The organism is Mycolicibacterium mageritense, from assembly GCF_010727475.1.
GTDB classification, from domain to species: Bacteria; Actinomycetota; Actinomycetes; order Mycobacteriales; family Mycobacteriaceae; genus Mycobacterium; species Mycobacterium mageritense.
The window spans coordinates 4927017-4949246 of record NZ_AP022567.1; the positions used below are offsets into that span (position 1 = coordinate 4927017).

Below are 22230 nucleotides of genomic sequence, written 5' to 3' on the forward strand. Positions count from 1 at the left end.
TTGATAAATAAGGAAGATCAATCAGCCGTAAACAAGTCCTTGTTCTGTATGGATTGCCGCCTTACGGTCGATGTGTCAGCCATCACAGAGCAGGAGGTCACGGTGGAGCTCAGGCATCTTCGCTACTTCGTCGCCGTGGCCGACACGTGCCATTTCGGCCAGGCGGCCGAGCAGCTGCACGTCGCGCAGCCCGCGCTGTCGTACGCGATCCGGCAGCTCGAAGCCGAGCTCGACGTCACGTTGTTCAACCGCACCACGCGGCAGGTGTCGCTCACCGCGGCGGGAGAGTTCTTCCAGACCGAGGCGATCCGCATCCTCGCCGGCGTCGACGATGCCGAACGCGGTGTTCGCCGGATCGCGCGGGGCCGCGGCGGTCTGTTGCGCCTGGGCCTGACGGGTACCGCGGCGTTCTCTCATCTGCCGCGCATCGCCCGCATCGTCAAGCGTGAGCTGCCCGCCGTGGCCCTGGAGATCCAGGCCGACATGCTGACCCCGCTGCAGTGCGACGGACTGCGTTCCGGTGCATTGGATCTCGGCGTGCTGCGGCCGCCCGCGGTCGGCGAGGATCTCGACATGGTCACCATCGACGTCGAGTCGCTGGTGCTCGCGGTCTCGGTGGATCACCGGCTGGCGGTCGAACCTGTTGTCTCGCTTGCCGATCTGCGCACCGAACCGTTCGTCGCCTACGAGAGTCGCGATTCTGCCGTCAACGACGCGGTGTTGCGTAGTTGCCGTGGCGCCGGGTTCGTGCCTCACCGCGCCCACGCCGCACCGGGCACCGCAGTGCTGTTGGCGCTGGTCGCCGCCGATCTCGGGGTGGCCCTCGTGCCGGAATCGGTGCGCGCGCTGCCCCTTGCCGGCGTGGTCTTCCGTGACCTGGTGGACGGCGGGACCATCGAGCTCGCGCTGGCGTGGCGCCGCAACACCGACAACCCCCTGGTCGACACCGTCGTCGGCATTCTCGCCCCGGCACTGCGCCGCGATCCCGTCGAGGAGACGTCATGAAAATCACCGCGGTAGAAGCCATCCCGTTCGCCATTCCGTACACCAAGCCGCTGAAGTTCGCGTCGGGCGAGGTGCACGCCGCCGAACACGTGCTGGTGCGCGTCCACACCGACGACGGCATCGTCGGCGTCGCCGAGGCGCCACCCCGGCCGTTCACCTACGGCGAGACCCAGACCGGGATCGTCGCGGTGATCGAGCAGATCTTCGCGCCCGCTCTGATCGGGTTGACCCTGACCGAACGCGAGGTGGCCCACCACCGGCTGGCACGCACGGTCGGCAACCCGACCGCCAAGGCCGCCGTCGACATGGCGATGTGGGATGCGTTCGGGCACACCGTCGGTCTCCCGGTGAGCGATCTGCTGGGCGGCTACACCGATCGCATGCGCGTCAGCCACATGCTCGGTTTCGACGATCCCGCCAAGATGGTCGCCGAGGCCGAACGCATGCACGACGCCTACGGCATCACGACGTTCAAGGTCAAGGTCGGCCGGCGGCCGGTTTCGCTCGACACCGCGGTCGTGCGCGCCCTGCGGGAGCGCTTCGGCGACGCCGTCGAACTCTATGTCGACGGCAACCGGGGCTGGTCGCCGTCGGAGTCGCTGCGCGCGATGCGGGAAATGTCCGATCTGGGACTGCTTTTCGCCGAGGAGCTGTGCCCGGCCGACGATGTGTTCGGCCGGCGGTGGCTGGTCGGGCAACTCGACATCCCGTTCATCGCCGACGAATCCGTACCGACCCCGGCCGACGTGACCCGAGAGGTGCTCGGCGGCTCGGCCACCGCGATCAGCATCAAGACGGCCCGCACGGGCTTCACGGGGTCCGCGCGCGTGCACCACCTCGCCGAAGGCCTCGGGCTTGAGGTGGTGATGGGCAACCAGATCGACGGCCAGATCGGCACCGCGTGTGCCATCGCATTCGGCACGGCATACGAACGCACAGCGCGGTATGCCGGCGAGCTGTCCAACTTCCTCGACATGAGCGACGATCTGCTGACCATGCCCCTGCAGATCAGCGACGGCCAACTGCACCGCAGGCCCGGCGCGGGCCTTGGCATCGCGATCGACCCGGACAAGCTCGCCCGGTACCGCACAGACCTGTGAGCCGTCGTACCGGTCATCAGCCCGGCCGGCAAACACAAATCGCGCCAACCAGAAGGGAATTCACATGACAACCGTTGAAAAAGCCTCCGCCGCAGCATCCGGAGCCTCGGCGACCGAGCGGTTCCACGCCGACAAGTCGCCCTTCGATGCGGTCCGGGACGTGCCCGCCGAACGGGTCGACATGCTCGCGCGGGAGGTGCTCGACGCGGTGCACGAAACCATCCGCAAGCACAAGGTGACCTATGACGAGTACAACGCGCTCAAGGCGTGGCTCATCAGTGTCGGTCAGGACGGCGAATGGCCGTTGTTCCTCGACGTGTGGGTCGAGCACGTCGTCGAAGACGTCGCGACGGCGCACCGGCACGGCAACAAGGGCAGCATCGAAGGCCCGTACTACGTGCCGGATGCGCCCGAGCTGGGCGCCGACGCGACCCTGCCGATGCGCGCCGGGGAGGCCGGTACGCCGCTGGTGTGGGAGGGCACCATCACCTCGACCGACGGGAGCCCGCTGGCCGGGAAGGTGGAGCTGTGGCACGCCGATTCGGACGGCTTCTATTCACAGTTCGCGCCCGGTATCCCGCAATGGAATCTCCGCGGCAGCATCTCGACCGGGCCCGACGGCAGGTTCCGGATCGCCACGATCCGGCCCGCGCCGTACCAGATCCCGACCGACGGCTCGTGCGGCAAGCTCATCGCGGCCGCAGGCTGGCACGCGTGGCGCCCGGCTCACCTGCACGTCAAGGTTTCCGCCCCGGGGCACGAACTGCTCACCGCGCAGCTGTATTTCCCCGGCGATCCGCACAACGGCGACGACATCGCGACAGCGGTCAAACCGGAACTGATGCTCGACCCGGTCGAACAGCCCGACGGCAGTGTGAAGGTGCAGTACGGGTTCGTGCTCGATCCGGAGCAGCGCTGATGTTGTTTCACGTGCGGATGGATGTCCGGCTGCCGCACGACATGGACCCAGATCTCGTCGCGCAGACCGTCGCGCGGGAGAAGGCCTACTCGCAGCAACTGCAGCGGTCGGGCAAGTGGCCACACATCTGGCGGATCGTCGGCGAGTATTCGAACTTCTCGATCTTCGACGTCGAGTCCAACGACGAGCTGCACACCCTGATCTCGGGTCTACCGCTGTTCCCGTACATGGACATCCACGTGACGCCGCTGGCGCATCACCCGTCCGACATCCACTAGGCCGTGATGTCGGCGGTCACGGCGTCGGTGGCCTTGATCAGATCCGCCGGCGCGAGCGCCACATCCCAGCCGCGCTTGCCCGCGCTGCACAGCACCTTGTCGAACAGCAGCGCCGAGCTGTCCACAACCGTGGGCAGCGGTTTGCGCTGGCCGAGCGGTGAGATGCCGCCGACCACGTAGCCGCTGGACCGCTGGGCGGCGGCCGGATCGGCCATCTCGGCCTTGGGAACGCCCAGTGCGGCCGCGGCGGCCTTGAGGGAAAGCTTGCTCGGCACCGGCACCACCGCGACCGCGAGTCCTTTCGGGAGCGCGATCACCAGGGTCTTGAACACCTGCTCGGCGACGATGCCGTCGGCGGCCAGCTGAGCGACTGCCTCGGCGCCGAACGATTCATTGCGGGGATCGTGGTGGTACTGCACCACTTCGTGCTGGATTCCGGCGGTGACCAGAGCCGCGATCGCGGGGGTTGCTGCGCGTGCCACCGGGCCAGCTTAGGCCGGGAACAGTCCACCCCTGTATGCCGTTATTGCTCTCAGCGTCAGCCCGGTGGCGTGCGGCGGGCGCGAGGTGTCGGTAGCACGCTCTAGGATCGGAAGGAGATCTTTGGTGCCAACTGTGTGCCTGGAGCGTCCGGCGGATACCGGGTGGTATCCCGGGCTGCCAGGGGGTGCCGCGACAGAAGGGACGGTGTTGCCCACCATGACCGACGTCGACCGGGTCGAACCCGAGACGCCACCCGAGACCGATGCCGAGCTGACCGCACGGTTCGAACGCGATGCCATTCCGCTGTTGGACCAGCTCTACGGCGGTGCGCTGCGCATGACCCGCAACCCTGCCGATGCCGAGGATCTGCTGCAGGAAACCATGGTCAAGGCCTACGCGGGGTTCCGTTCCTTCCGCGAGGGCACCAACCTCAAGGCGTGGCTGTACCGCATCCTGACCAACACCTACATCAACAGCTACCGCAAGAAGCAGCGGCAGCCGTCGGAATACCCGACCGACGAGATCACGGACTGGCAGCTCGCGTCCAATGCCGAACATTCGTCGACCGGTCTGCGGTCGGCTGAGGTTGAGGCGCTGGAGGCATTGCCCGACACTGAGATCAAGGCAGCACTGCAGGCTCTGCCCGAGGAATTCCGGATGGCGGTGTACTACGCCGACGTCGAAGGCTTCCCGTACAAGGAGATCGCCGAAATCATGGATACGCCGATCGGGACCGTGATGTCCCGGCTGCATCGTGGGCGCAAGCAGCTCAGGGATCTGCTGGCCGATGTCGCGCGGGATCGTGGCTTCATCCGGGGACAGCAACTCGGTGAGCCGGAGGAGGTGTCGTCGTGAGCGAGTCATTCGACGAAGGTGAGCGCTGGACCCCTCCCATCGGCCCGGTGGATCCGGAGCACCCCGAGTGCGCCGCGGTGATCGCCGAGGTATGGACGCTGCTCGACGGCGAATGCACGCCCGAGAGCCGCGACAAGCTCAAGCATCACCTCGAAGAATGCCCGGCCTGCCTGCGCCACTACGGCGTGGAGGAGCGGGTCAAGCGCCTGATCGCCAGCAAGTGCAGCGGCGAGAGGGCTCCTGACAGCTTGCGTGAGCGGCTACGCATCGAGATCAGCCGCACCACCATCATCCGGGGCTGACGTTTTGTCCGGCCGGCGGTCGCACGCAACCGTCGGCCGTTGACGTATGAGGCCCTGTGCCCGCCAAAGGTGTCTGGGCGGGCCCGTGCGGCCTGCAAATCGCCCCTTCGAATGCACGAAGGCCGGGCTGTCGGCCCGGCCTCCGGATGGCGATCTGCGCGGTTATCGCACCGACTTCGAACCGGCGTTGGGGCGCTTGCCGTGGTTCGCCTTCGAGTGCTTGCGGTCACGCTTCTTGCGGCCACGCTTGGCCATGATGTTCCTCCAGACGTCTTAGAGCTTGCTCCCTAGTGTCTCACGGCCCACCGGCAGCGATGACCACCCGGGTTGTGGTTCGATATAGGCCGGTGGGCAGTAGCCGCCCGGAGTCGAAGTGAGTGGGGTGAAGATGGCCGAAGACGTTCGCGCAGAAATCGTGGCCAGTGTGCTCGAGGTCGTGGTTCACGAGGGCGATCAGATCGGCGAAGGGGACACCCTGGTGCTGCTCGAGTCCATGAAGATGGAGATTCCGGTGCTCGCCGAGGTGGCAGGCACCGTCACCAAGGTCAACGTCGCTGAGGGCGACGTGATCCAGGCCGGCGACCTCATCGCGGTGATCGACTGACCCTGCGGAAGTTGACTGATGTCAACCCTCGGTGATCTGCTCGCCGAGCACACGGTTCTGCCCGGAAATGCCGTCGACCACCTGCACGCGGTGGTCGGGGAGTGGCAGCTGCTGGCGGACCTGTCGTTCGCGGACTACCTGATGTGGGTCCGTCGCGACGACGGGGTGCTGGTGTGTGTCGCCCAGGTCCGGCCCAACACCGCCCCGACCGTCCTGCTCGCCGACTCGGTGGGCACGCTGGCCGCCGCCGACGATCTTCCCGTCGTCACGGCCGCGTTCGAATCCGGTGCGATCGGACGGGGAAGTGATGGCGCGCAACAACATTCGCAGGAAGTGCCGGGCCTGAACGTGGAAGCGGTGCCGGTGCGGCACCGCGGTCAGCTGGTTGCGGTGCTCACCCACCAGACAGCGTTGGCCGCGCGCCGCATGGCCAGCCCACTGGAAGGCGCCTACCTCGACTGTGCGGGCGACCTGCTGCACATGCTGGCCGAGGGCACCTTTCCCAACGTCGGCGATCTGGCCATGTCACGGTCGAGTCCTCGCGTCGGTGACGGGTTCATCCGGCTCGACGAGGTCGGCGACGTGGTGTTCGCCAGCCCCAACGCGATCTCGGCCTATCACCGCATGGGGCTGGCCTCGGAGCTCGACGGCCACAATCTGGTGACCGTGACACGTCCGTTGATCTCGGATCCGTTCGAAGCCCAGGAACTGGCCAACCACGTCCGCGATTCCCTGGCTGGGGGGTCCAGCATGCGTATGGAGGTCGATGCGGGCGGCGCGGCCGTGCTGCTGCGCACGCTGCCGCTCGTGGTGCACGGCGACGCGGTGGGCGCGGCGGTCCTGATCCGCGACGTCACCGAGGTGAAGCGGCGGGATCGGGCCCTGCTGAGCAAGGACGCCACCATCCGCGAGATCCATCACCGGGTGAAGAACAACCTGCAGACCGTCGCAGCGCTGCTGCGCCTGCAAGCGCGGCGCACCAACAACGTCGAGGCCCGCGAGGCCCTCATCGAATCCGTTCGGCGGGTGTCGTCGATCGCCCTCGTACACGACGCGTTGTCGATGTCGGTCGACGAAGAGGTCAACCTCGACGAGGTGGTCGACCGGATCCTGCCGATCATGAACGACGTGGCATCCGTCGACACACCCATCCGGATCAACCGCGTAGGTGATCTCGGTGTGCTCGACGCCGACCGCGCCACCGCACTGATCATGGTCATCACCGAACTGGTGCAGAACGCGATCGAGCACGCTTTCGACGCGAAAACCCCGCAGGGGTGTGTGACCATCCGATCGGAACGGTCGGCGCGCTGGCTCGACGTCGTGGTGCACGACGATGGCCGCGGCCTGCCCGACGGCTTCAGCTTGGAGAAGTCCGATCGGCTCGGCCTGCAGATCGTCCGCACGCTCGTGTCGGCCGAGCTGGACGGCTCGCTGGGGATGCACGACGTTCCCGATGGCGGCACCGATGTGGTGCTGCGGGTTCCCATCGGCCGGCGCAGCCGCGGCGCGTCCTAGGTTCCGGGGCCCCGTCTATGGTCGTGACCGGTCAGCGGACCGTGTGACCGAATAGACATTGCCGTCAATGCGGATTGTGATCCCCATTACGACAATTTGCTGCCGAATTCGTTCTCAGAAAGAGTTACGGCCCCGACATTTCGTCGGGGCCGTAGGACGCTTCCTATGTGGGCTGGCGGCGTCAGACTCCCGTGCGGGCCTTGGTGCGCGCGTTGCGGCGCTTGAGCGCGCGACGCTCGTCCTCGCTCATGCCACCCCACACACCGGCATCCTGCCCGGACTCCAGTGCCCAGCTCAGGCACTCGGTGGTCACCGGGCACCGGTTGCAGACGAGCTTCGCGTCAGCGATCTGGGCAAGGGCCGGCCCACTGTTTCCCACCGGGAAGAACAGCTCGGGATCCTCGTCGCGACAGACCGCCTTGTGGCGCCAATCCATTTGTCTAACTCCTTACTGAGTGCGCAGCAGAGCGCACGAGCTTTTTCTTCGGCTGTTAACGCGTGCACACGAAATGTTTCTGCACTGTTGCATCCGATGTTTTCACAGGCTGAACAGATGTCAATAGTGGCGCGTTAACTCGTGGGCAATGTCACTACCGAGGCCTGTTCCCAGAGCCCTCACTCGTTTGTACTACACTGAACCCACTTGCGCCCTAAATTAACCGCAATCGCAGCGTTTTAGCAGGTCAGAGGGCTTTCGCAGGGGGCGCCACGATGCTCAGAGCGTCCCGAACCGCCGTGAACGTCATGGTTTCCCGCAGTCCGGCGTAATCACCGTCGATCTGACATGCCACCGGAGTGGTGCTCGTCACGGTGACGGTCGACACGTCGTCGTTACGGATCAGATGCTTGGCCGCAATGCGTGGTTTACGCGACACCATCTGGCGGACGAGCCGCAGGTTGGCCCAGACGTTCATGCTGGTCGTGGCGAACACCCCGAGACCGGTCTCGAACGTCGTGTCGGGGTTCGTCCACACCGGGCGGGTGTTGGCATACGTCCACGGGCTCGCGTTGGACACGAACGCGAAATGCACGCCCGTGATCGGTTCGCTGTCCGGCAGGTGCAGCGTCAGTTGGGGTTCCCGACGTGCGCTTGCGAGCACCTCGCGCACCGCGACCCGGATATAGCGGGCCGCGGTGACCTTGCGGCCCTTGGCGCGTTGCGCCTCCACGGCCGCGACCACGTCGCCGTCCACGCCCATGCCGGCGGTGAACACCGCCCACCGTTCGCCACAGTCCATGAGGCCGATGCGCCGCCATTGCGCACCTCGTCGATAGTCCCCGAGCAGGTCGACCAGCTGGTTCGTCGCCACGATGGGATCGGGGCTGATGCCGAGGGCGCGCGCGAAGACGTTCGCCGACCCGCCCGGAACCACCGCGACAGCCGGTGCTGCCGCGGCGTCGGGGCGTCTGCCGCAGTCGCCGAGCACTCCGTTGACCACCTCGTTCACGGTGCCGTCGCCGCCGTGGACGATCAGGACGTCGACACCGTCTCGTGCCGCGGCACTGGCGATCTCGATGGCGTGGCCGCGGTGGTCGGTGTGCTCGACGGTGAGCTTGACGCGGCTTTCCAGCGCGTGCGCGAGCAGGTCGCGCCCGGCCGGGGTGGTGGAGGTGGCGTTCGGATTGACGATCAGGACGGCGCGCACGGGGGATGAGCCTAACCGGGCGCGCGTCAGCCGGCCGCGTCGACGAGCAGCGGCGGGCAGGTGCCTGACGGGTCGGTGGCCAGTTCGAAGTGCCAGAGTTCGTTGGCGTAGATGCGGCACAGGCCGAACCGTGCGCCGTTGGCGATGAGCCATTGGTCGGCGCCGGATCCGCCGACGTCCACGGCGTCGCCGGTGACGTGGCGCGACGCTTCCGGGGTCTGCACGTACTGGCGTGCGGCCGCGTAGCTGCCGTAGGTCTGCACGGCGTTGTCGAGCAGCTGCTGCTGGAACTGCGGTGAGCGCCAACCGGAGTTGATCGTCATGGTGATGCCGTCGGCGGCGGCCGCGGTGGTGGCGTTCTGGATCGCGGTGAGCAGCGCCGGATCGAGCCGCCCGATGGCCGGGTCTGCTACGTCGAACGCGGTCAGTACCTGACCGTCGGCCAGCGCACCGTCGGAGTCGGCCGCGGCGAGGGGCGCCGCGAGCACGCTGAACGCGGCGGCGCACCCCAGGGCGCCGGCAGTCATGGCGATTCGCATGCGCCCTACCTTACGGTCGCGCATCCGCCGGGTGGGTTAACGGACAGCGTCGGAGAAGTTGCCTGTCACGTCGCCGTCGAGGTAGAGCCACGCTCCGCGGTTGCTGCGCGTGAACCGGCTGCGCTCGTGCAGCACACCTCGGACGCCGTCCTGCACGTACGCGGCGCGGAATTCGACGATGCCGGTCGCGTCGTCGACGCCACCGGCTTCGGTGTCGACGATCTGCAGCCGGCGCCAGACGATGGTGGTGTCGAGATCCAGGTGCCTCGGCCGGGTGGAGGGATGCCAGGAGGTCATCAGATAGTCGGCGTCACCGAGCGCGAACGCGCTGAAGCGCGAGCGCATGAGGGCCAGGGCCGTCGGTGCGGTGCGCTCGCCGGAATGCAAAGGACCGCAGCATGATTCGTAGGGATCTCCGGATCCGCACGGGCACGTGTCAGGCTTCACGGCGCACCACCGCGAGTGCGTCGGCGATCCGCTCGGCCAGCGCTTCGATCTCGGGTTCCCGCGGTAACCGGTCGGGCGTCCACGCCAATGCGATTTCCGCCGGAGCCCAGGTACTTTCGTCGATGGGAATGAGTTTGAACTCCGGTGGGGAGAAGATTCTGCCGATGACCGACGCGGGGGCATAGCTGACGATCGCGACGAGCTGGCGGTTGAAGACCTGCGTGGCCATCTCGAGCTCTCCGCCGAGTTGGTTGGTGGTACGGACGATTCGGGTGACACCGCGCGCGTTGAGCCTTCGGGTCAGGCCTGCCAGGACCACCGGGTTGGGACGTGCGAAATCGATCACGACGTCGCGTTCGCGCAGCGCTTCGACGGTGACGATGTCGTTGACCGCCAAGGGATCATCGAACCGCACCGCGATAGCGCCCTGGTAGCGGGCCACCACGCGGTGGCGCAGGCGCTTGTCGGGTGCGGGCAGATGAATCAGTCCGATGTCGAGGTGGCCGGACACCAGTTTCGCGGTGACTTCCGCGGCCGACCCGGGGACGCTGAACTCGGTCGGCTCGGGCAGCGCGGCGACCACCTTCTCCAGCTCGGCCAGGAAGTCCGACGGTGCATACGCCGTCGCGCCGAACCGAACGGGTCCGGCGCCGTTGGTGATTCGCGATGCGGTGGCTTTGAACTCGTCGACCTGACGCAGGATGTCACGCGCGGGCCCGAGCAGTTGCGTGCCGAGCGGCGTCAGCCGGACATCGTGGTAATGCCGCTCGAACAGCGGCCCACCGAGCTCCTTCTCCAGCAGTTTGATCTGCTTGCTCAGCGGTGGCGGCGTGATCATCAGCCGATCTGCGGCCCGCTTGAAGTGCAGTTCCTCGGCGACCGCGACGAAGTACCGCAGGCGGGTGAAGTCGACCTCCATGATGCTGGAAATCGTACGAGACCCGTCACAGCACAGGGCCCTCCAGCACACCGCGCGCGAGGAGGTCGTCGATCTCCGCGTCGCCGAGGTGCAGCAGTTCTGCGGCGATCTCACGGGTCTGCTCGCCCAGCAGCGGCGCCTGTCCGAGCGGCGGGTCGGCGATGCGCTCGGAATGGATCTGGACGTTCTCCATGACGAACGGTTCCCGGCTGTACGGGTGCAGCTCCTCCCGGAAGGCACGCCGCTGGACGTAGTAGTCCCAGGCCGGCACCTCGGCCGCATGGAAGGCCGCACCGGCGGGCACACCTGCACGCTGCAGCAGATCCATGGCGGCGGTCGCGTCGTGCCGGGATGTCCAGGCCGCCACGGCCGCGTCGACGCGGGCGCGGTCCCGGTCCCGTCCGGCACGGTTTGCGAGTGCCGGATCGGCAGCCAGATCGGCACGGTCGATCGCCTTGCACAACGCGCTCCAGTCGACATCGTTCCGCACGGTGACCGCAAGCCAGTTGTCCTCACCGGCGGCGGGAAACAGACCCCACGGCGCGTCGTGAGCAGGATCGTCCGATGCGCTGTGGCCGCGTCGCACCAGCACCTCTGCGGCGATCTCCGCGGCGAGGTGGCTCAGCATGACCTCCGACTGGGCGACGCTCACCGATCCACCCGTTGCGGTGCGTTCACGGCGCAGCAGCAACGTCAGCGCAGCGAGCGCGCCGACTCGCGCGCACACATGGTCGGGATACACGGTGACGGTGTCGCAGAAGGTGTCCTGGGGCGAGCGAAGCGACGGGGAAGGGTTTGCGTCGCCCGGGTAGACCCACAGGTCGGTGAACCCCGCGGCGGCGCGCACCAGCGGGCCGTATCCGAGCCGCTTCGCCCACGGGCCCGTGGGGCCGAACGCGGAGCTGTCGACGACGACGATGCCCGGGTTGACGGCCCGCAATGTCCGGTAGTCCATGCCAAGCGTCTCGGCCACGCCCGGTTTGAAATTGGTGAGCACCACGTCGGAGGCCGCCACCAGACGGTGTGCCAGCGCCCGGCCCTCGGCCGAACGCAGGTCGATCCCGATCGAGCGCTTGTTGCGGTGCCCGGCGGCGAAACCCTGCGTCATCGTCGCCAGATTGCCGCGCAAACCGTCGGGAAACGCCGAGTTCTCGATCTTGACGACGTCGGCGCCGAGATCCCCGAAAAGCCGGCCCGTGTCGCTGCCGACCACGATCACGCCGAGGTCGATCACCCGGATCCCGTCCAGTGGCAGCCCCGTCTCGCGGCGCGTGCGATCGGCGAGAGTCGGCGCCCCGGTGAACCCGGAGACGACGCCTGCGGGTGCGTCGAGCGCGCTCGCCCGGTGGCCGTCGACCTCGGTGATGCCAACGGGGACAGGGGCATTCAGTCCTGGCGCCAGTTCGGTGTCCCGGAAGAAGCCGCGTTCCTTGACCTGCTGGGTGCCCAATGTCTCTGCCAATGTGAGCACCGCAGCGGTCGGGACGCCGTGGCGCTGCCCCTCGCTCTCCAGTTCGGCGCGGGTCTTGTCGGCGCAGAACCGGCCCACCGCCGCGAGCAACGTCGGTGATGCGAAGCGCTCGCGCAGACTGTCGTAACGAGGGTCGGCGAATTCCTCCGGGCGTCCCATCCACTCGAACATGCCGCGCCATTGCCGTTTGGCCAACAGGCAGATCCGGACATGGCCGTCCTTGCACGCGACGATCGGGTAACGCTGCCGTTCGGCATCCCAGTTGCGCCGCTGTTCGCTGATCGGCACACCGGCCGAGGCCGTGCCCGCGGTGCCGAACGGCGGGTCGAGGGTCTGCATGGCGCCGTCGAGAATCGAGAAGTCGATGAGATCGCCTTCGCCAGAACGCATCCGGTCGAGCAGCACACTGACCGTCATCACCGCGGCCTGCGCGGCGGCGACGTGGTACGGCAGCTGCGGGGCCGGAGGCACCAGGGGTACCCGGCCCGGAATGCCCGAGCGGGACAGCTCACTGGTCAACGCGTGCAGCACGGGCGTCGTGGCCTGCCACGTGCTGTAGTCGGTGTCCCGCCCGAAATCGCTGATCGACAGGATCACCAGCGTGGGGTGGGCGGCCCGGATATCGTGCACAGCCAGCGCCGTTTCCGCCGCGGAGCCGGGACGGGTGTTCTCGATCAGGATGTCGGCGTCGGCGAGCAGCGCGGCCCACTGCGCTGCCCCGGTCCGCGTCGACGCATCGACATCGGCGGTGGGTATGCCGTGCCGGTCGATCATCGTGGCGACCGGCACGCCGTCGATGTGCGGTCCGACGGTGTCGGCGCCGGTCACGCCCGAAAGCCGCACCTGCGTGACACCGGCTCCCAGATCGGCCAGCAGCCGGCCGACCGCGGTCATCGGCCCGCAGGTCAGGTCGAGAACCGTCACACCGGACAGTGGCGGGTCATAGCTCACGGTCAGCTCCGGCGGGCCTGACGGAACGGGATGTCCCGGTCCACTTCAGGTTCCTTGGGCAGACCCAGCACGCGTTCGCCGATGATGTTGCGCTGGATCTGATCGGTGCCCCCGCCGATCGAGGTGAAGAACGCGTTGAGCGTCAGGAAGTTGATGTCGTCGGCCTCGGGGTGGTCGGCTCCGGCCAGAAGCGCCTCCGCACCGATGATCTCGGTCTTGAGCCGGGCCTCGGAATGCAGGATGCGCGACATCGCGAGCTTGCCCAGCGACATGATCGGCGTCGAGGTTCCCTGCGCGGCCGCGGCTTTCGCGCGGGCATTGTTGAGTGCGTTGAGCTCCCGCAGCGCCAGGACGTCCGCGAGCTCGCGGCGTACCACTGGATCGTCCAGTCGGCCGTGCTCGCGGGCCAGGCCGATCAGGTCGTCGGCGCGCGTGCGGTTGCGCGACGCCCGGCCGGTGTCACCCATGATCGACCGCTCGTAGGCAAGCGCGGTCTGCAGTACCCGCCAGCCGTTGCCCTCGCCGCCGAGCAGATACGCGTCGGGCACCGTCGCGTCGGTGATGACGACCTCGTTGAAGTGCGACTCGCCGGTGATCTGGACCAGCGGTCGGACCTCGATGCCAGGTTGTCTCATGGGAATGACGAAGAAGCTGAGGCCTTTGTGTTTCGGGGCATCCCAATCGGTCCGGGCGATCAGCAGGGCGTACTCGGAGGTCTTGGCCCCCGAGGTCCAGACCTTCTGACCGTTGACCACCCAGCGGTCACCGTCGCGGACGGCCGTGGTGCGTACCGCTGCCAGGTCGGAGCCGGCCCCGGGTTCGCTGTAGAGCAGGCAGGTGCGGACGCGCTCGGTCAGGAAGTCGCGCAGCAGATCGCTCTTGAGGGTTTCGGTACCGAACTTGAGCGCGGTGTTGGCCGGAATGCTGTACTTGTCCTGGCGCGCGCCGGGTGCCTTGACAGCCTTGAACTCCTGCTCGATGACCGCGGCGAGTTCGTTCGGATACTCGCGGCCGAACCATCGTGCGGGATAGGTCGGCACTGCGTACCCGGCGTCGAGCACTTTTTCGAGCCAGGCGATGCGTTCCGGTGAGCTCACCCACGGGTCGGTCGCCTTCGGTAATCCGGTCCAGTGTTCGGCCAGCCAGTCGCGGACCTCGGTGCGCAATTCGTCTGCGGTCATGTCAGGCGCCTTTCGATTCGAGGTAGCGTTCGCGGTGGCGGTCCGGCCCACCCAGCAGGGGCACGCCCGTGCGTGCCCGGCGCAGGAAGAGATGTGCCGGGTGCTCCCAGGTGAATCCGATGCCGCCGTGCATCTGGATGGCGGCCATCGCCGTGGCGTGAAACGCCTCTGCACACGTGAAGCCGGCGAGGGCGATTGCGCCGCCGGCATTGTCCCGGTCGGCCGCATACCGGGCCGCGGCGTGCTGCGCGGCCGAGGTCGCGGATTCCACTTCCAGCAGCAGGTCGGCGGCCATGTGCTTGAGCGCCTGAAAGCTGCCGATCTGCCTGCCGAATTGCACCCGCGTCTTGAGGTATTCGACCGTGATGTCGAAGATGCGGCGCGCCCCGCCCGCCTGCTCGCCTGCCAGTGCGATCACCGCGAGGTCGAGTGCGTCCTGCAGCGCCGCCCAGCCCGCGGTGCCGAGGCGCTGCGCGGGCGTGTCGGCGAACGTGAACACCGACAGCCGTACCGTCGGGTCGAAAACTGTTGCAGCCGTTCGGGTGAACCCGGTGGCGTCGGCGCGGACCTCGAACAGGCCGACACCGTCGGCGGTGCGGGCGGCCACCAGGATCACGTCGGCGACCTGCCCGCCGAGCACGTAGTGCGCCGATCCGCTGAGCGTTCCGTCCGCATTCGCCGCGACGTCGACGCCGTCGGGCGTCCAGGTGCCGCGGCGCCCGGTGAGTGCGACCGTGCCGATGGCGGTGCCGTCGGCCAGGCCGGGCAGCAGTCGTTGCTTGTCCTGCGGTGTGCCTGCCGCCTGGATCGCGGCGACCGCGAGCACGGCGCTGGCCAGGAACGGCGCGGGCAAAAGCGCCGCGCCGGTCTCCTCGGCCACGGCCTCGAGCTCGGGCGCACCGAGGCCCACGCCGCCGAATTCGCTCTCGACGAGCAGGCCGGTCACGCCCTGCGCGGCGAGTTTGGCCCACAGTTCGCGGTCGAACCCGTCGTCACCCGCCATGACCCGGCGCACGTCCTGCTCGGTGCATTCGTCCGTCAGCAGGTCGCGGACCGCGGCCTGCAATTCCGCCCGTTCGGCGAGGCTGATCGTCATGACGTCCATGCAACGTGGTCGGCGGCGTGGTGTAAATCACGGATTGGCACACCGACAGGTTTCCATTCGGGAAATGCCCCGGTGTCTCGGTCGGTCGTTTACAGCCGCCGGCCGGGACCGCGAAAGTGGATGCCATGACCCACAACGCGGCGGCGATCGCCGGACTCGGCATCACCGAACAGGGCAAGGTCTACGGCCGCACCGCTCGGCAGTTCGCCGCCAAGGCCGTCCGGCTCGCCGCGGCCGACGCCGGGCTCGAGTTGTCCGACATCGACGGCCTGATCGTGTCCGGCGGGATCAGGTCGGGTGTCGGGATCGACCTGCAGGGCGCCCTCGGCCTGGTCGATCTCAAACTGCTGACGGCGATGCAGGGGTTCGGCTCGACCGCGGCACAAATGGTGCAGTACGCGTCGATGGCCGTGCAGTCGGGCATGGTCGACACGGTTGCCGTGGTGTGGGCGGACGATCCGCTCAAAGAATCGTCGAGTGCTTCCGCGGCATACACCGCAGCGCGGTCCGTCCCGCGTGGCTGGGGCGGCATCACCGCGTCCAACGGAATCACGTCGCCCAACGTCATGTACGCGTTGGCGGCGCGACGGCACATGAAGAAGTACGGCACCACGTCCGACCAGTTGGGGCATATCGCGGTCGCGCAACGTGATTGGGCACAGCTCAACCCGATCGCCCAGTTCCACGGCACCCCGCTGACGCTGGCGGAGTACCACGCCAGCCGCTACATCGCCGAACCGTTCCACCTCTACGACTGCTGTCTGGTCAGCAATGGTGGTGTGGCCATCATCGTGACGTCGTTGGAGCGCGCGCGGACCCTGCGGCAGCCGCCCGTGCGCGTGCTGGGCTGGGCGCAGGCGCACCCGGGCCGCACGGGTATCCGTAACGACGACTTCGGGCTCGTCAGTGGTGCAGCCGAATCCGGTCCGCGGGCCCTGAAGATGGCGGGCACGACCCTCGACGAGGTCGGGGTCGCGCAGATCTACGACTGCTACACGTTCACCGCGCTGCTGACCCTGGAGGACTACGGCTTCTTCCCGAAAGGTGAAGGGGGACCGGGCGTCGCCGAGCCCGGCATGATCGGGCCGAACGGCAGGATCAAGTTCAACACCGGCGGCGGTGAGCTCAGCGCGTTCTACATGTGGGGCATGACGCCGTTGCACGAAGCGGTGGTGCAGGCCCGCGGCCAGGGAGGTGCGCGCCAGGTCGCCGACCATGACCGGGTACTGGTCTCCGGCAACGGCGGCATTCTCGACTTCCATTCGACGCTGGTCCTCGGTACCGACAACTAGGAGAATCCTGATGCCTGCGTTTGCGATTCAGCGTGATGCCGCGACAGCCGAATTCCTCGACGGCACCAAACGTGGGGAGTTCCTGATCGTCAAGGACACCCGAACCGGCGAGATGCTCTCGCCGCAGTTCGACGTGTCGGTCGATCCGCAGCGCTACGTTCGGGTGCCTGCGGCCGGCACCGGGACCGTCGTGAGTTGGTCGGTCGTCCACCAGCGTGGTGGCGGCCGGTTGCCGGTCGGCATCGTCGAACTCGACGAGGGCCCGTGGTGGTGGACGTCGTTCCTGGATGCCGACGTGAACGCCGATCTGTTCGGGGTGCGGGTCACGGTCGCCTACGAGGTGCTGGGCGACGGTGACACTGCCGAGGCCATCCCGTATTTCCGGGTGCAGTGACCGACTATTCGGCCAGCACCTGCGCCGCGATGCGGAACGCGGTGTTGGCGTCGGGCACGCCGCAGTAGATCGCGTTCTGCAGGATCACTTCCTTGATCTCGTCGACGGTCAGCCCGTTGCGCAGCGCGGCCCGCACGTGCATCGCGAATTCGTCGTGGTGGCCGCGCGCGATCATCGCGGTCAGGGTGATCATCGAGCGCGACCGCCGATCCAGGCCGGGCCTGGTCCAGATCTCGCCCCAGGCGTAACGCGTGATCAGTTCCTGGAAGTCGGCGGTGAAATCCGTGGTCGCCGCGATCGCACGATCCACGTGCTCGTCACCGAGCACCTCGCGGCGCACAGCCATCCCGGGGTCGGTCATCGGGCCTCCTGATATTCGTGCGCACGCCGCAGCGCTGAATCGATGAGATGACCTGCCGCACCGAGATAGCCGTCGTGAGACGTGCGGCCGGCAAGCTCGCGCATGACCTGCTGTTCGGCGAAGATCCCTTGCGCCGCGGCCAGGTTCGCGGCTGCTCTCGGGATGTCGACCCGCAGGCCCGCGAGCAGGTCGGTGGCCTGGGACGCGGCGATCACGGTATGTCGCGTCAGGGTGCGTAGCGTCGCCCATTCGGCATGCCAGCCGCCGTCGGCGCGCTCGTCGACGCCGGCCGCGGACGCGCTGTGCAGCGCGGCGTTCAGGTGGGGCGCGGTCAATGCGTTGCGCCGCAGCAGAACCGACAACACCGGATTGTTCTTGTGCGGCATGGTCGACGACGCCCCGCCGGCACCTTCGGTGAATTCGCCGATCTCGGCGCGGCAACCGAGCGCGACGTCGTTCGCGATGTGCCCCCACGCGTCGCAGCAGGCCACCAGGGCGTCCGCGGTGCGCGTCAGTGGTGCGCGCGTGGTGTGCCATGGCGCGGCGGGCGCCAGGCCCAACGCCGAGGCGAGGGCGGCACTCAGGTGCACCGCGGCTTCCGGGGTTCCGGCAAGCTCGGTCGCCGCGGCCATGGATCCGGCTGCGCCGCCGCACTGCACCGCAAGCGCGGGCAGCGCATCGATCACATCGGCGGCATCGAGAACTGCGGTCAGCCAGTGCGCGACCTTGAACCCGACCGTGCCGGGCAATGCGGGTTGCGCGAGGGTGCGGGTGAGCATCGGTGTGTCGCGGTAGGTTTCGGCAAGTGTCATCAGCGTGCGCACCTGGGCCGTGAGGGCGGAGCGCACGGCGGTCAGTGCCGTGCGCAGGCACAGCATCAGGGCGGTGTCGATGACGTCCTGACTGGTCAGCCCGCGGTGCAGCCAGCACGCCGGATCGTCGCCTGCCCGCGAGCGCAGCAGCGCGACAAGGGCGGTCACCGGATTGCCGTCGCATTCGGCGGCCGTCGCGATCGCGTCACGGTCGGCAACGGACACCGTGAGTTCGGCGCGGGCACTCGCCGGTGCGATGCCTGCGTCGACGAGCACGGTGAGCCACGCAGTTTCGACGGACACCATGGCGTCGAGAAACGCGGCGTCGGACATCACGTCGCCGGCGCGGTGGTCACCCGGCCAGAACAGGTCAGGCATGGCGCAGGAAGACCGTTTCGTCGTGCCCTTGCAGTCGGATGTCGAATCGCAGGCCGTGCGCCGCGGGCTTGGCGATCAGGGTGTGGCGGCGCTCGGCGGGAACCGAGGCGAGGAATCCGTCACCGTCGAGCCATGTGCCCGGCACATAGCAGCGGGTGAACAAGCGGTTGAGCAACCCGCGGCCGAACACCGTGACCGCGAAGAACGGTGCGCAGCCCGGTTCGGTGACGCCGGGGGTCACGGTCGTGAAGCTGTAACGGCCCGCGTCGTCGGTGCCCGTGCGACCGAAGCCGGTGAACGTCCATCCGTCGCGATGCAGTGAGCCCGGGTTTCTCGCGACGCGACCGTCGGCATCGGCCTGCCAGATCTCCAGCAGCACGTCGGGCACGGGTGTCCCCACGCCGTCGGTGACCTCTCCGTGCAGCCGGATCGCCCCCGGAAACCCGGGCGGCACAAGCTCATTGCTGCGGTCGAACGGCAAGGCGTAGCCGTAGAACGGCCCGATGGTCTGGCCGGGGGTGGCGGTCAGGATGGCCATCAGGGATGCTCCTCTTCGAAGGGCGTCCGGGCCGAGCCGCCGAGCACGATGTCCCAGCGGTATCCGGTGGCCCATTCGTGAGTCGTGACATCGTGGTCGTAGGCCGCGACGAGCCGGTCGCGGGCCTTGGCGTCGGTGATGGACTGATAGATCGGGTCGAGGGCGGACAGCGGGTCGCCCGGGAAGTACATCTGCGTGATCATGCGCTGCGTGAAATCGGTGCCGAACAACGAGAAGTGGATGTGGGCGGGACGCCACGCGTTGTGGTGGTTCTTCCACGGATACGGTCCCGGCTTGATCGTGGTGAACCGGTAGGTGCCGTCGTCGTCGGTCAGACACCGGCCCACGCCCGTGAAGTTCGGGTCGAGCGGGGCCGGATGCTGATCGCGCTTGTGCACGTACCGGCCGGCGGCGTTGGCCTGCCAGATCTCGACGAGTTGGCGGCGCACGGGTCGGCCGTCGCCGTCGACGATGCGGCCGGTGACCACCATGCGCTCGCCGATCGGTGCGGCCGGGCCCTGGATGGTCAGATCCGCTTCCAGCGGGTTCACGTCGCGCGGCCCGAACACGGGCGCCCACAGCTCGACGGTCTCCGGATCGGCGCGCACCGGATCCTTGGTCGGATGGCGCAGCAGGCTGCTGCGGTAGGGCGGGTAGTCCAGCCGTGGTTGCGTTTCCTCGATTCCGGAGCGCTGGTATGCCGATTCGATCGCGGCGATCTCGGCGTTGATCTCGGCCTGGTGAGCCGACGCGCTGTCCGGGTTGGTGTCGGTGACGGTCATCTCGGCTCCGATCTCAGTGGTGGACAAGCTCTTTGGTGCCCGCGGGGTGGCCGAGCAACTCGGTCGGCACATCACGGGTTTCGCGTGCGGTCAGGGCGGCGCCGGCGGAGATCAGGCAGACGACCGCGGTGAAGATGCTGATCACCACCCAGCCGCCGTCGCGGACACCGCCCAGCGCGGTCACGATCGACGGCGCGAAACCGGCCACCAGGAAGCCCAGCTGGGTGCCGATCGCCACGCCGGAGAAGCGGACCTGGGTGGAGAACATCTCGCCGTAGAACGCGGGCCAGACGGCGTTGGCGGCGGCATACCCGAAGGAGAATGTTGCCACCGCGAGCGCGAAGGTCAGCATGTGGTTGTCGCCGCTCATCGAGAGCATGTAAAAGGGCATGAGCGCGGCCGACGACAGTGCGCCGTAGACGAACACCGGCTTGCGGCCGATCCGGTCGGTGAGCTTGCCGAACAGCGGCTGGGTGGCCAGGGCGAAGATATTGGCAACCACCACGAGCCACAGCGTGATGTCGGCGGGTAGTCCGACCTTCTTGCCGTAGGCGATGGCCAGATTGCCGAAAACCGTTGAGACCGCGGCGATGAACGCACAGAAGATGACCCGCAGCACGTCGGCCCAGTGGTCGCGCAGCAACGGGATCAGTGGCATGCGGGCGATGGTGCCTGCGGCCTTGGCCTCGGTGAACTGCGGGGTCTCGTGCAGGCGGCGCCGGATGAAGTACGCCACGACCACCACGACTGCGCTGAGCCAGAACGGCACCCGCCAACCCCAGGTGTATTTGACCTCGTCGGGCAGCGACACGAACGGAATGAGGATCAGTGACGCCAGGATCAACCCGCCCTGGGTTCCGGTCAGGGTCCACGACGTGTAGAAGGCGCGCTGGTGATCGGGGGAGTGTTCGAGCGTCAGGGAACTCGCGCCGGCCTGCTCGCCCGCCGCGGAGAAGCCCTGCATGAGCCGGCAGACCACGAGCAGTGCCGGTGCCACCCAGCCGATCGTGGCGAAGCCGGGCAGGCAGCCGATGAGGAACGTGGACAGGCCCATCAGCACCAGCGTGAACATCAGGACGCGCTGGCGTCCCACTCGGTCGCCGAAATGCCCGAGGATGAACGCCCCGATCGGCCGCGCGATGTAGGCGAACCCGAACGTGGCGAACGACATCACCAGGGCCGCTTCGTCATCGGACGGGAAGAACACGTGCGGGAAGATCAGCGCGGCCGCCGATCCGAACAGGAAGAAGTCGTAGTACTCGACGGCGCTGCCCATGAAGCTGGCCAGGGCGGCGCGGCGTGGGGTCCGCGTCGGCACCGCTTCGGGCGGGCGGGAGGTGGTGGTCACGGGTGCTCCTTGAAACGAATTGTGCTGGGCGGGAAGGGCTGTGCGACGAGATTGCGGAAGTGGGCGGTCATCCTGGCGGCATCGGGAGTGATACCGGTGATCAGGGCGAAGGCGTCGACGGCCTGGTAGACGGCCATGTGTCCGCCGTCGAGCGTGCGGCAACCCACGGCACGGGCGGCCTGCAGCAGTGCGGTGTCCAGTGGGCGGTAGACGACGTCGGCCACCCACAGATCGGCGTGCAGGAGCGCGGCGTCGAACGGCAGACCCGGATGATCGGCCATCCCGGTCGGGGTGGCATGCACGACGCCGTCGCTGTCCGGCAGCAACACTGACAGCTTGTCGAACGACGACGCGTCGACTCGGGCGTGCGGGTGCCGGGTGCAGAGTTCGCCGGCAAGTGCCGCGGCGCGGTCGACGTCGAGATCGACGACGGTGAGGTGGCACGTGCCCATGCGCAGCAGCGCGTCGGCGACGGCGGTCCCGGCCCCGCCGGCGCCGACCAGCACCACGGTGTCCAGGTGCGCGCCCGGCAGGCCTTCGGCGAATCCGTGCGCGAAGCCCGTGGTGTCGGTGTTGTAGCCGACCGCGCGGTCCGCGTCGAACACCACGGTGTTGACCGCGCCGAGCGTGCGCGCAACCTGCTCGACGGTGTCGAGGTGGGGGAGGACGAGCTGTTTGCACGGGTGGGTGATGTTGAGCGCGTCGTAGCCGAGGGTGCGCGCCCAGCCCACGATGTCGCCGATCTGGTGCGGGGCCAGGCCCAGCTCACCCAGATCGAGCGTCCGATAGACGTAGTCGAGGCCCTGGGCGCGCCCTTCCGCCATATGGAGGGCGGGGGTCAGCGACGGGCCGACGCCGGTGCCGATCAGCCCCACGAGGTAAGGCCGCCGCTGGGTCATGTTCGCTCCCTTCCGCAATGTACTAACTAGTACGTACGCAGAGTAGAGCGCTGTGGCGCCGACCGCGTCAAGGGGCAAATGTGATGCAGGTCGCCGACGTAGG

Annotated in this window: 26 protein-coding genes; 10 read left to right on the forward strand and 16 right to left on the reverse strand. The window is 67.8% G+C overall.

Annotated elements, in window-relative coordinates:
* The first annotated feature begins 102 nt into the window (after positions 1-102).
* From G6N67_RS23760 to catC, 4 genes are all read left to right on the forward strand, one after another.
* Positions 103-1005, forward strand: coding sequence for a LysR family transcriptional regulator (locus G6N67_RS23760; RefSeq protein ID WP_036434207.1), 903 nt, complete (start codon positions 103-105; stop codon positions 1003-1005).
* Positions 1002-2105, forward strand: coding sequence for a mandelate racemase/muconate lactonizing enzyme family protein (locus G6N67_RS23765; RefSeq protein ID WP_036428373.1), 1104 nt, complete (start codon positions 1002-1004; stop codon positions 2103-2105). Before G6N67_RS23760 ends, G6N67_RS23765 begins: the two co-directional genes overlap by 4 nt.
* Before the next feature lie 64 nt (positions 2106-2169).
* Positions 2170-3024 (forward strand): catechol 1,2-dioxygenase, encoded by an 855-nt coding sequence (gene catA / locus G6N67_RS23770; RefSeq protein ID WP_036428372.1) that lies wholly within the window; start codon positions 2170-2172, stop codon positions 3022-3024.
* The gene (gene catC, locus G6N67_RS23775; protein ID WP_036428370.1) at positions 3024-3302 is read left to right on the forward strand and encodes a muconolactone Delta-isomerase; all 279 of its coding nucleotides are present in this window, start codon (positions 3024-3026) and stop codon (positions 3300-3302) included. The genes catA and catC overlap by 1 nt, the downstream gene beginning before the upstream one ends.
* On the opposite strand, the gene ybaK is transcribed toward catC, so the two are convergent.
* A complete protein-coding gene (ybaK, locus tag G6N67_RS23780; protein ID WP_036428369.1) occupies positions 3299-3784 on the reverse strand; it encodes a Cys-tRNA(Pro) deacylase in 486 nt (161 codons plus the stop codon). The genes catC and ybaK overlap by 4 nt on opposite strands.
* A 217-nt stretch (positions 3785-4001) precedes the next feature.
* Between ybaK and sigH the strand changes: the two genes are divergently transcribed.
* Entirely contained in the window at positions 4002-4640 is a 639-nt protein-coding gene (gene sigH, locus G6N67_RS23785) for a sigma-70 family RNA polymerase sigma factor SigH (RefSeq protein WP_036428367.1), read from the forward strand.
* Positions 4637-4942, forward strand: a complete 306-nt coding sequence (rsrA, locus tag G6N67_RS23790; protein ID WP_036428366.1) for a mycothiol system anti-sigma-R factor — start codon at positions 4637-4639, stop codon at positions 4940-4942. The genes sigH and rsrA overlap by 4 nt, the downstream gene beginning before the upstream one ends.
* A gap of 162 nt (positions 4943-5104) precedes the next feature.
* Here rsrA and G6N67_RS39700 read toward each other — a convergent pair whose 3' ends face one another.
* Positions 5105-5197, reverse strand: coding sequence for a 50S ribosomal protein bL37 (locus G6N67_RS39700; protein WP_003882799.1), 93 nt, complete (start codon positions 5195-5197; stop codon positions 5105-5107).
* Positions 5198-5330: 133 nt separating this feature from the next.
* Between G6N67_RS39700 and G6N67_RS23795 the strand changes: the two genes are divergently transcribed.
* Complete coding sequence (locus tag G6N67_RS23795) at positions 5331-5546, forward strand: biotin/lipoyl-binding carrier protein (protein ID WP_029373615.1); 216 nt, start codon at positions 5331-5333, stop codon at positions 5544-5546.
* A gap of 18 nt (positions 5547-5564) precedes the next feature.
* The gene (locus G6N67_RS23800) at positions 5565-7064 is read left to right on the forward strand and encodes a two-component system sensor histidine kinase PdtaS (RefSeq protein ID WP_036428365.1); all 1500 of its coding nucleotides are present in this window, start codon (positions 5565-5567) and stop codon (positions 7062-7064) included.
* A gap of 181 nt (positions 7065-7245) precedes the next feature.
* On the opposite strand, the gene whiB1 is transcribed toward G6N67_RS23800, so the two are convergent.
* The 8 genes from whiB1 to G6N67_RS23840 form a co-directional block, all read right to left on the reverse strand.
* Positions 7246-7500, reverse strand: a complete 255-nt coding sequence (gene whiB1, locus G6N67_RS23805; protein WP_003893300.1) for a transcriptional regulator WhiB1 — start codon at positions 7498-7500, stop codon at positions 7246-7248.
* Positions 7501-7747: 247 nt separating this feature from the next.
* The gene (locus G6N67_RS23810) at positions 7748-8710 is read right to left on the reverse strand and encodes a diacylglycerol/lipid kinase family protein (RefSeq protein ID WP_036428362.1); all 963 of its coding nucleotides are present in this window, start codon (positions 8708-8710) and stop codon (positions 7748-7750) included.
* Between the two features lie 26 nt (positions 8711-8736).
* The gene (locus G6N67_RS23815; protein ID WP_081812385.1) at positions 8737-9249 is read right to left on the reverse strand and encodes a M15 family metallopeptidase; all 513 of its coding nucleotides are present in this window, start codon (positions 9247-9249) and stop codon (positions 8737-8739) included.
* Positions 9250-9285: 36 nt separating this feature from the next.
* Entirely contained in the window at positions 9286-9696 is a 411-nt protein-coding gene (locus G6N67_RS23820) for a YchJ family protein (RefSeq protein WP_036428360.1), read from the reverse strand.
* Entirely contained in the window at positions 9686-10615 is a 930-nt protein-coding gene (locus G6N67_RS23825) for a LysR family transcriptional regulator (protein WP_036428358.1), read from the reverse strand. The genes G6N67_RS23820 and G6N67_RS23825 overlap by 11 nt, the downstream gene beginning before the upstream one ends.
* Before the next feature lie 25 nt (positions 10616-10640).
* Positions 10641-13043, reverse strand: a complete 2403-nt coding sequence (locus G6N67_RS23830; RefSeq protein WP_036428356.1) for a CaiB/BaiF CoA-transferase family protein — start codon at positions 13041-13043, stop codon at positions 10641-10643.
* On the reverse strand, positions 13040-14218 hold the full coding sequence (locus G6N67_RS23835) for an acyl-CoA dehydrogenase family protein (RefSeq protein ID WP_036428354.1): 1179 nt from the start codon (positions 14216-14218) through the stop codon (positions 13040-13042). Before G6N67_RS23835 ends, G6N67_RS23830 begins: the two co-directional genes overlap by 4 nt.
* Before the next feature lies 1 nt (position 14219).
* Positions 14220-15314: an acyl-CoA dehydrogenase family protein gene (locus G6N67_RS23840; protein WP_036434203.1), complete on the reverse strand. Its 1095-nt coding sequence runs from the start codon at positions 15312-15314 to the stop codon at positions 14220-14222.
* Between the two features lie 134 nt (positions 15315-15448).
* On the opposite strand from G6N67_RS23840, the gene G6N67_RS23845 reads away from it, so the two are divergent.
* Both G6N67_RS23845 and G6N67_RS23850 read left to right on the forward strand, forming a co-directional pair.
* Positions 15449-16615 carry a thiolase family protein gene (locus G6N67_RS23845; protein ID WP_036434201.1) on the forward strand — a complete coding sequence of 389 codons (1167 nt, stop codon included), beginning with the start codon at positions 15449-15451 and terminating at the stop codon, positions 16613-16615.
* A gap of 10 nt (positions 16616-16625) precedes the next feature.
* Positions 16626-17009: a Zn-ribbon domain-containing OB-fold protein gene (locus G6N67_RS23850; protein WP_036428352.1), complete on the forward strand. Its 384-nt coding sequence runs from the start codon at positions 16626-16628 to the stop codon at positions 17007-17009.
* A 4-nt stretch (positions 17010-17013) separates the two neighbouring features.
* Here the strand turns inward: G6N67_RS23850 and pcaC are convergent, their stop codons facing one another.
* From pcaC to G6N67_RS23880, 6 genes are all read right to left on the reverse strand, one after another.
* Positions 17014-17370, reverse strand: a complete 357-nt coding sequence (gene pcaC / locus G6N67_RS23855; RefSeq protein WP_036428350.1) for a 4-carboxymuconolactone decarboxylase — start codon at positions 17368-17370, stop codon at positions 17014-17016.
* Positions 17367-18560 carry a lyase family protein gene (locus tag G6N67_RS23860; protein ID WP_036428348.1) on the reverse strand — a complete coding sequence of 398 codons (1194 nt, stop codon included), beginning with the start codon at positions 18558-18560 and terminating at the stop codon, positions 17367-17369. Before G6N67_RS23860 ends, pcaC begins: the two co-directional genes overlap by 4 nt.
* Complete coding sequence (pcaG, locus tag G6N67_RS23865; RefSeq protein ID WP_036428347.1) at positions 18553-19098, reverse strand: protocatechuate 3,4-dioxygenase subunit alpha; 546 nt, start codon at positions 19096-19098, stop codon at positions 18553-18555. Before pcaG ends, G6N67_RS23860 begins: the two co-directional genes overlap by 8 nt.
* A complete protein-coding gene (gene pcaH / locus G6N67_RS23870) occupies positions 19098-19880 on the reverse strand; it encodes a protocatechuate 3,4-dioxygenase subunit beta (protein ID WP_036428346.1) in 783 nt (260 codons plus the stop codon). The genes pcaG and pcaH overlap by 1 nt, the downstream gene beginning before the upstream one ends.
* Before the next feature lie 13 nt (positions 19881-19893).
* Positions 19894-21156, reverse strand: coding sequence for an MFS transporter (locus tag G6N67_RS23875; protein ID WP_081812585.1), 1263 nt, complete (start codon positions 21154-21156; stop codon positions 19894-19896).
* A 68-nt stretch (positions 21157-21224) separates the two neighbouring features.
* Complete coding sequence (locus tag G6N67_RS23880; protein ID WP_051578420.1) at positions 21225-22127, reverse strand: shikimate dehydrogenase; 903 nt, start codon at positions 22125-22127, stop codon at positions 21225-21227.
* Positions 22128-22230: the final 103 nt, after the last annotated feature.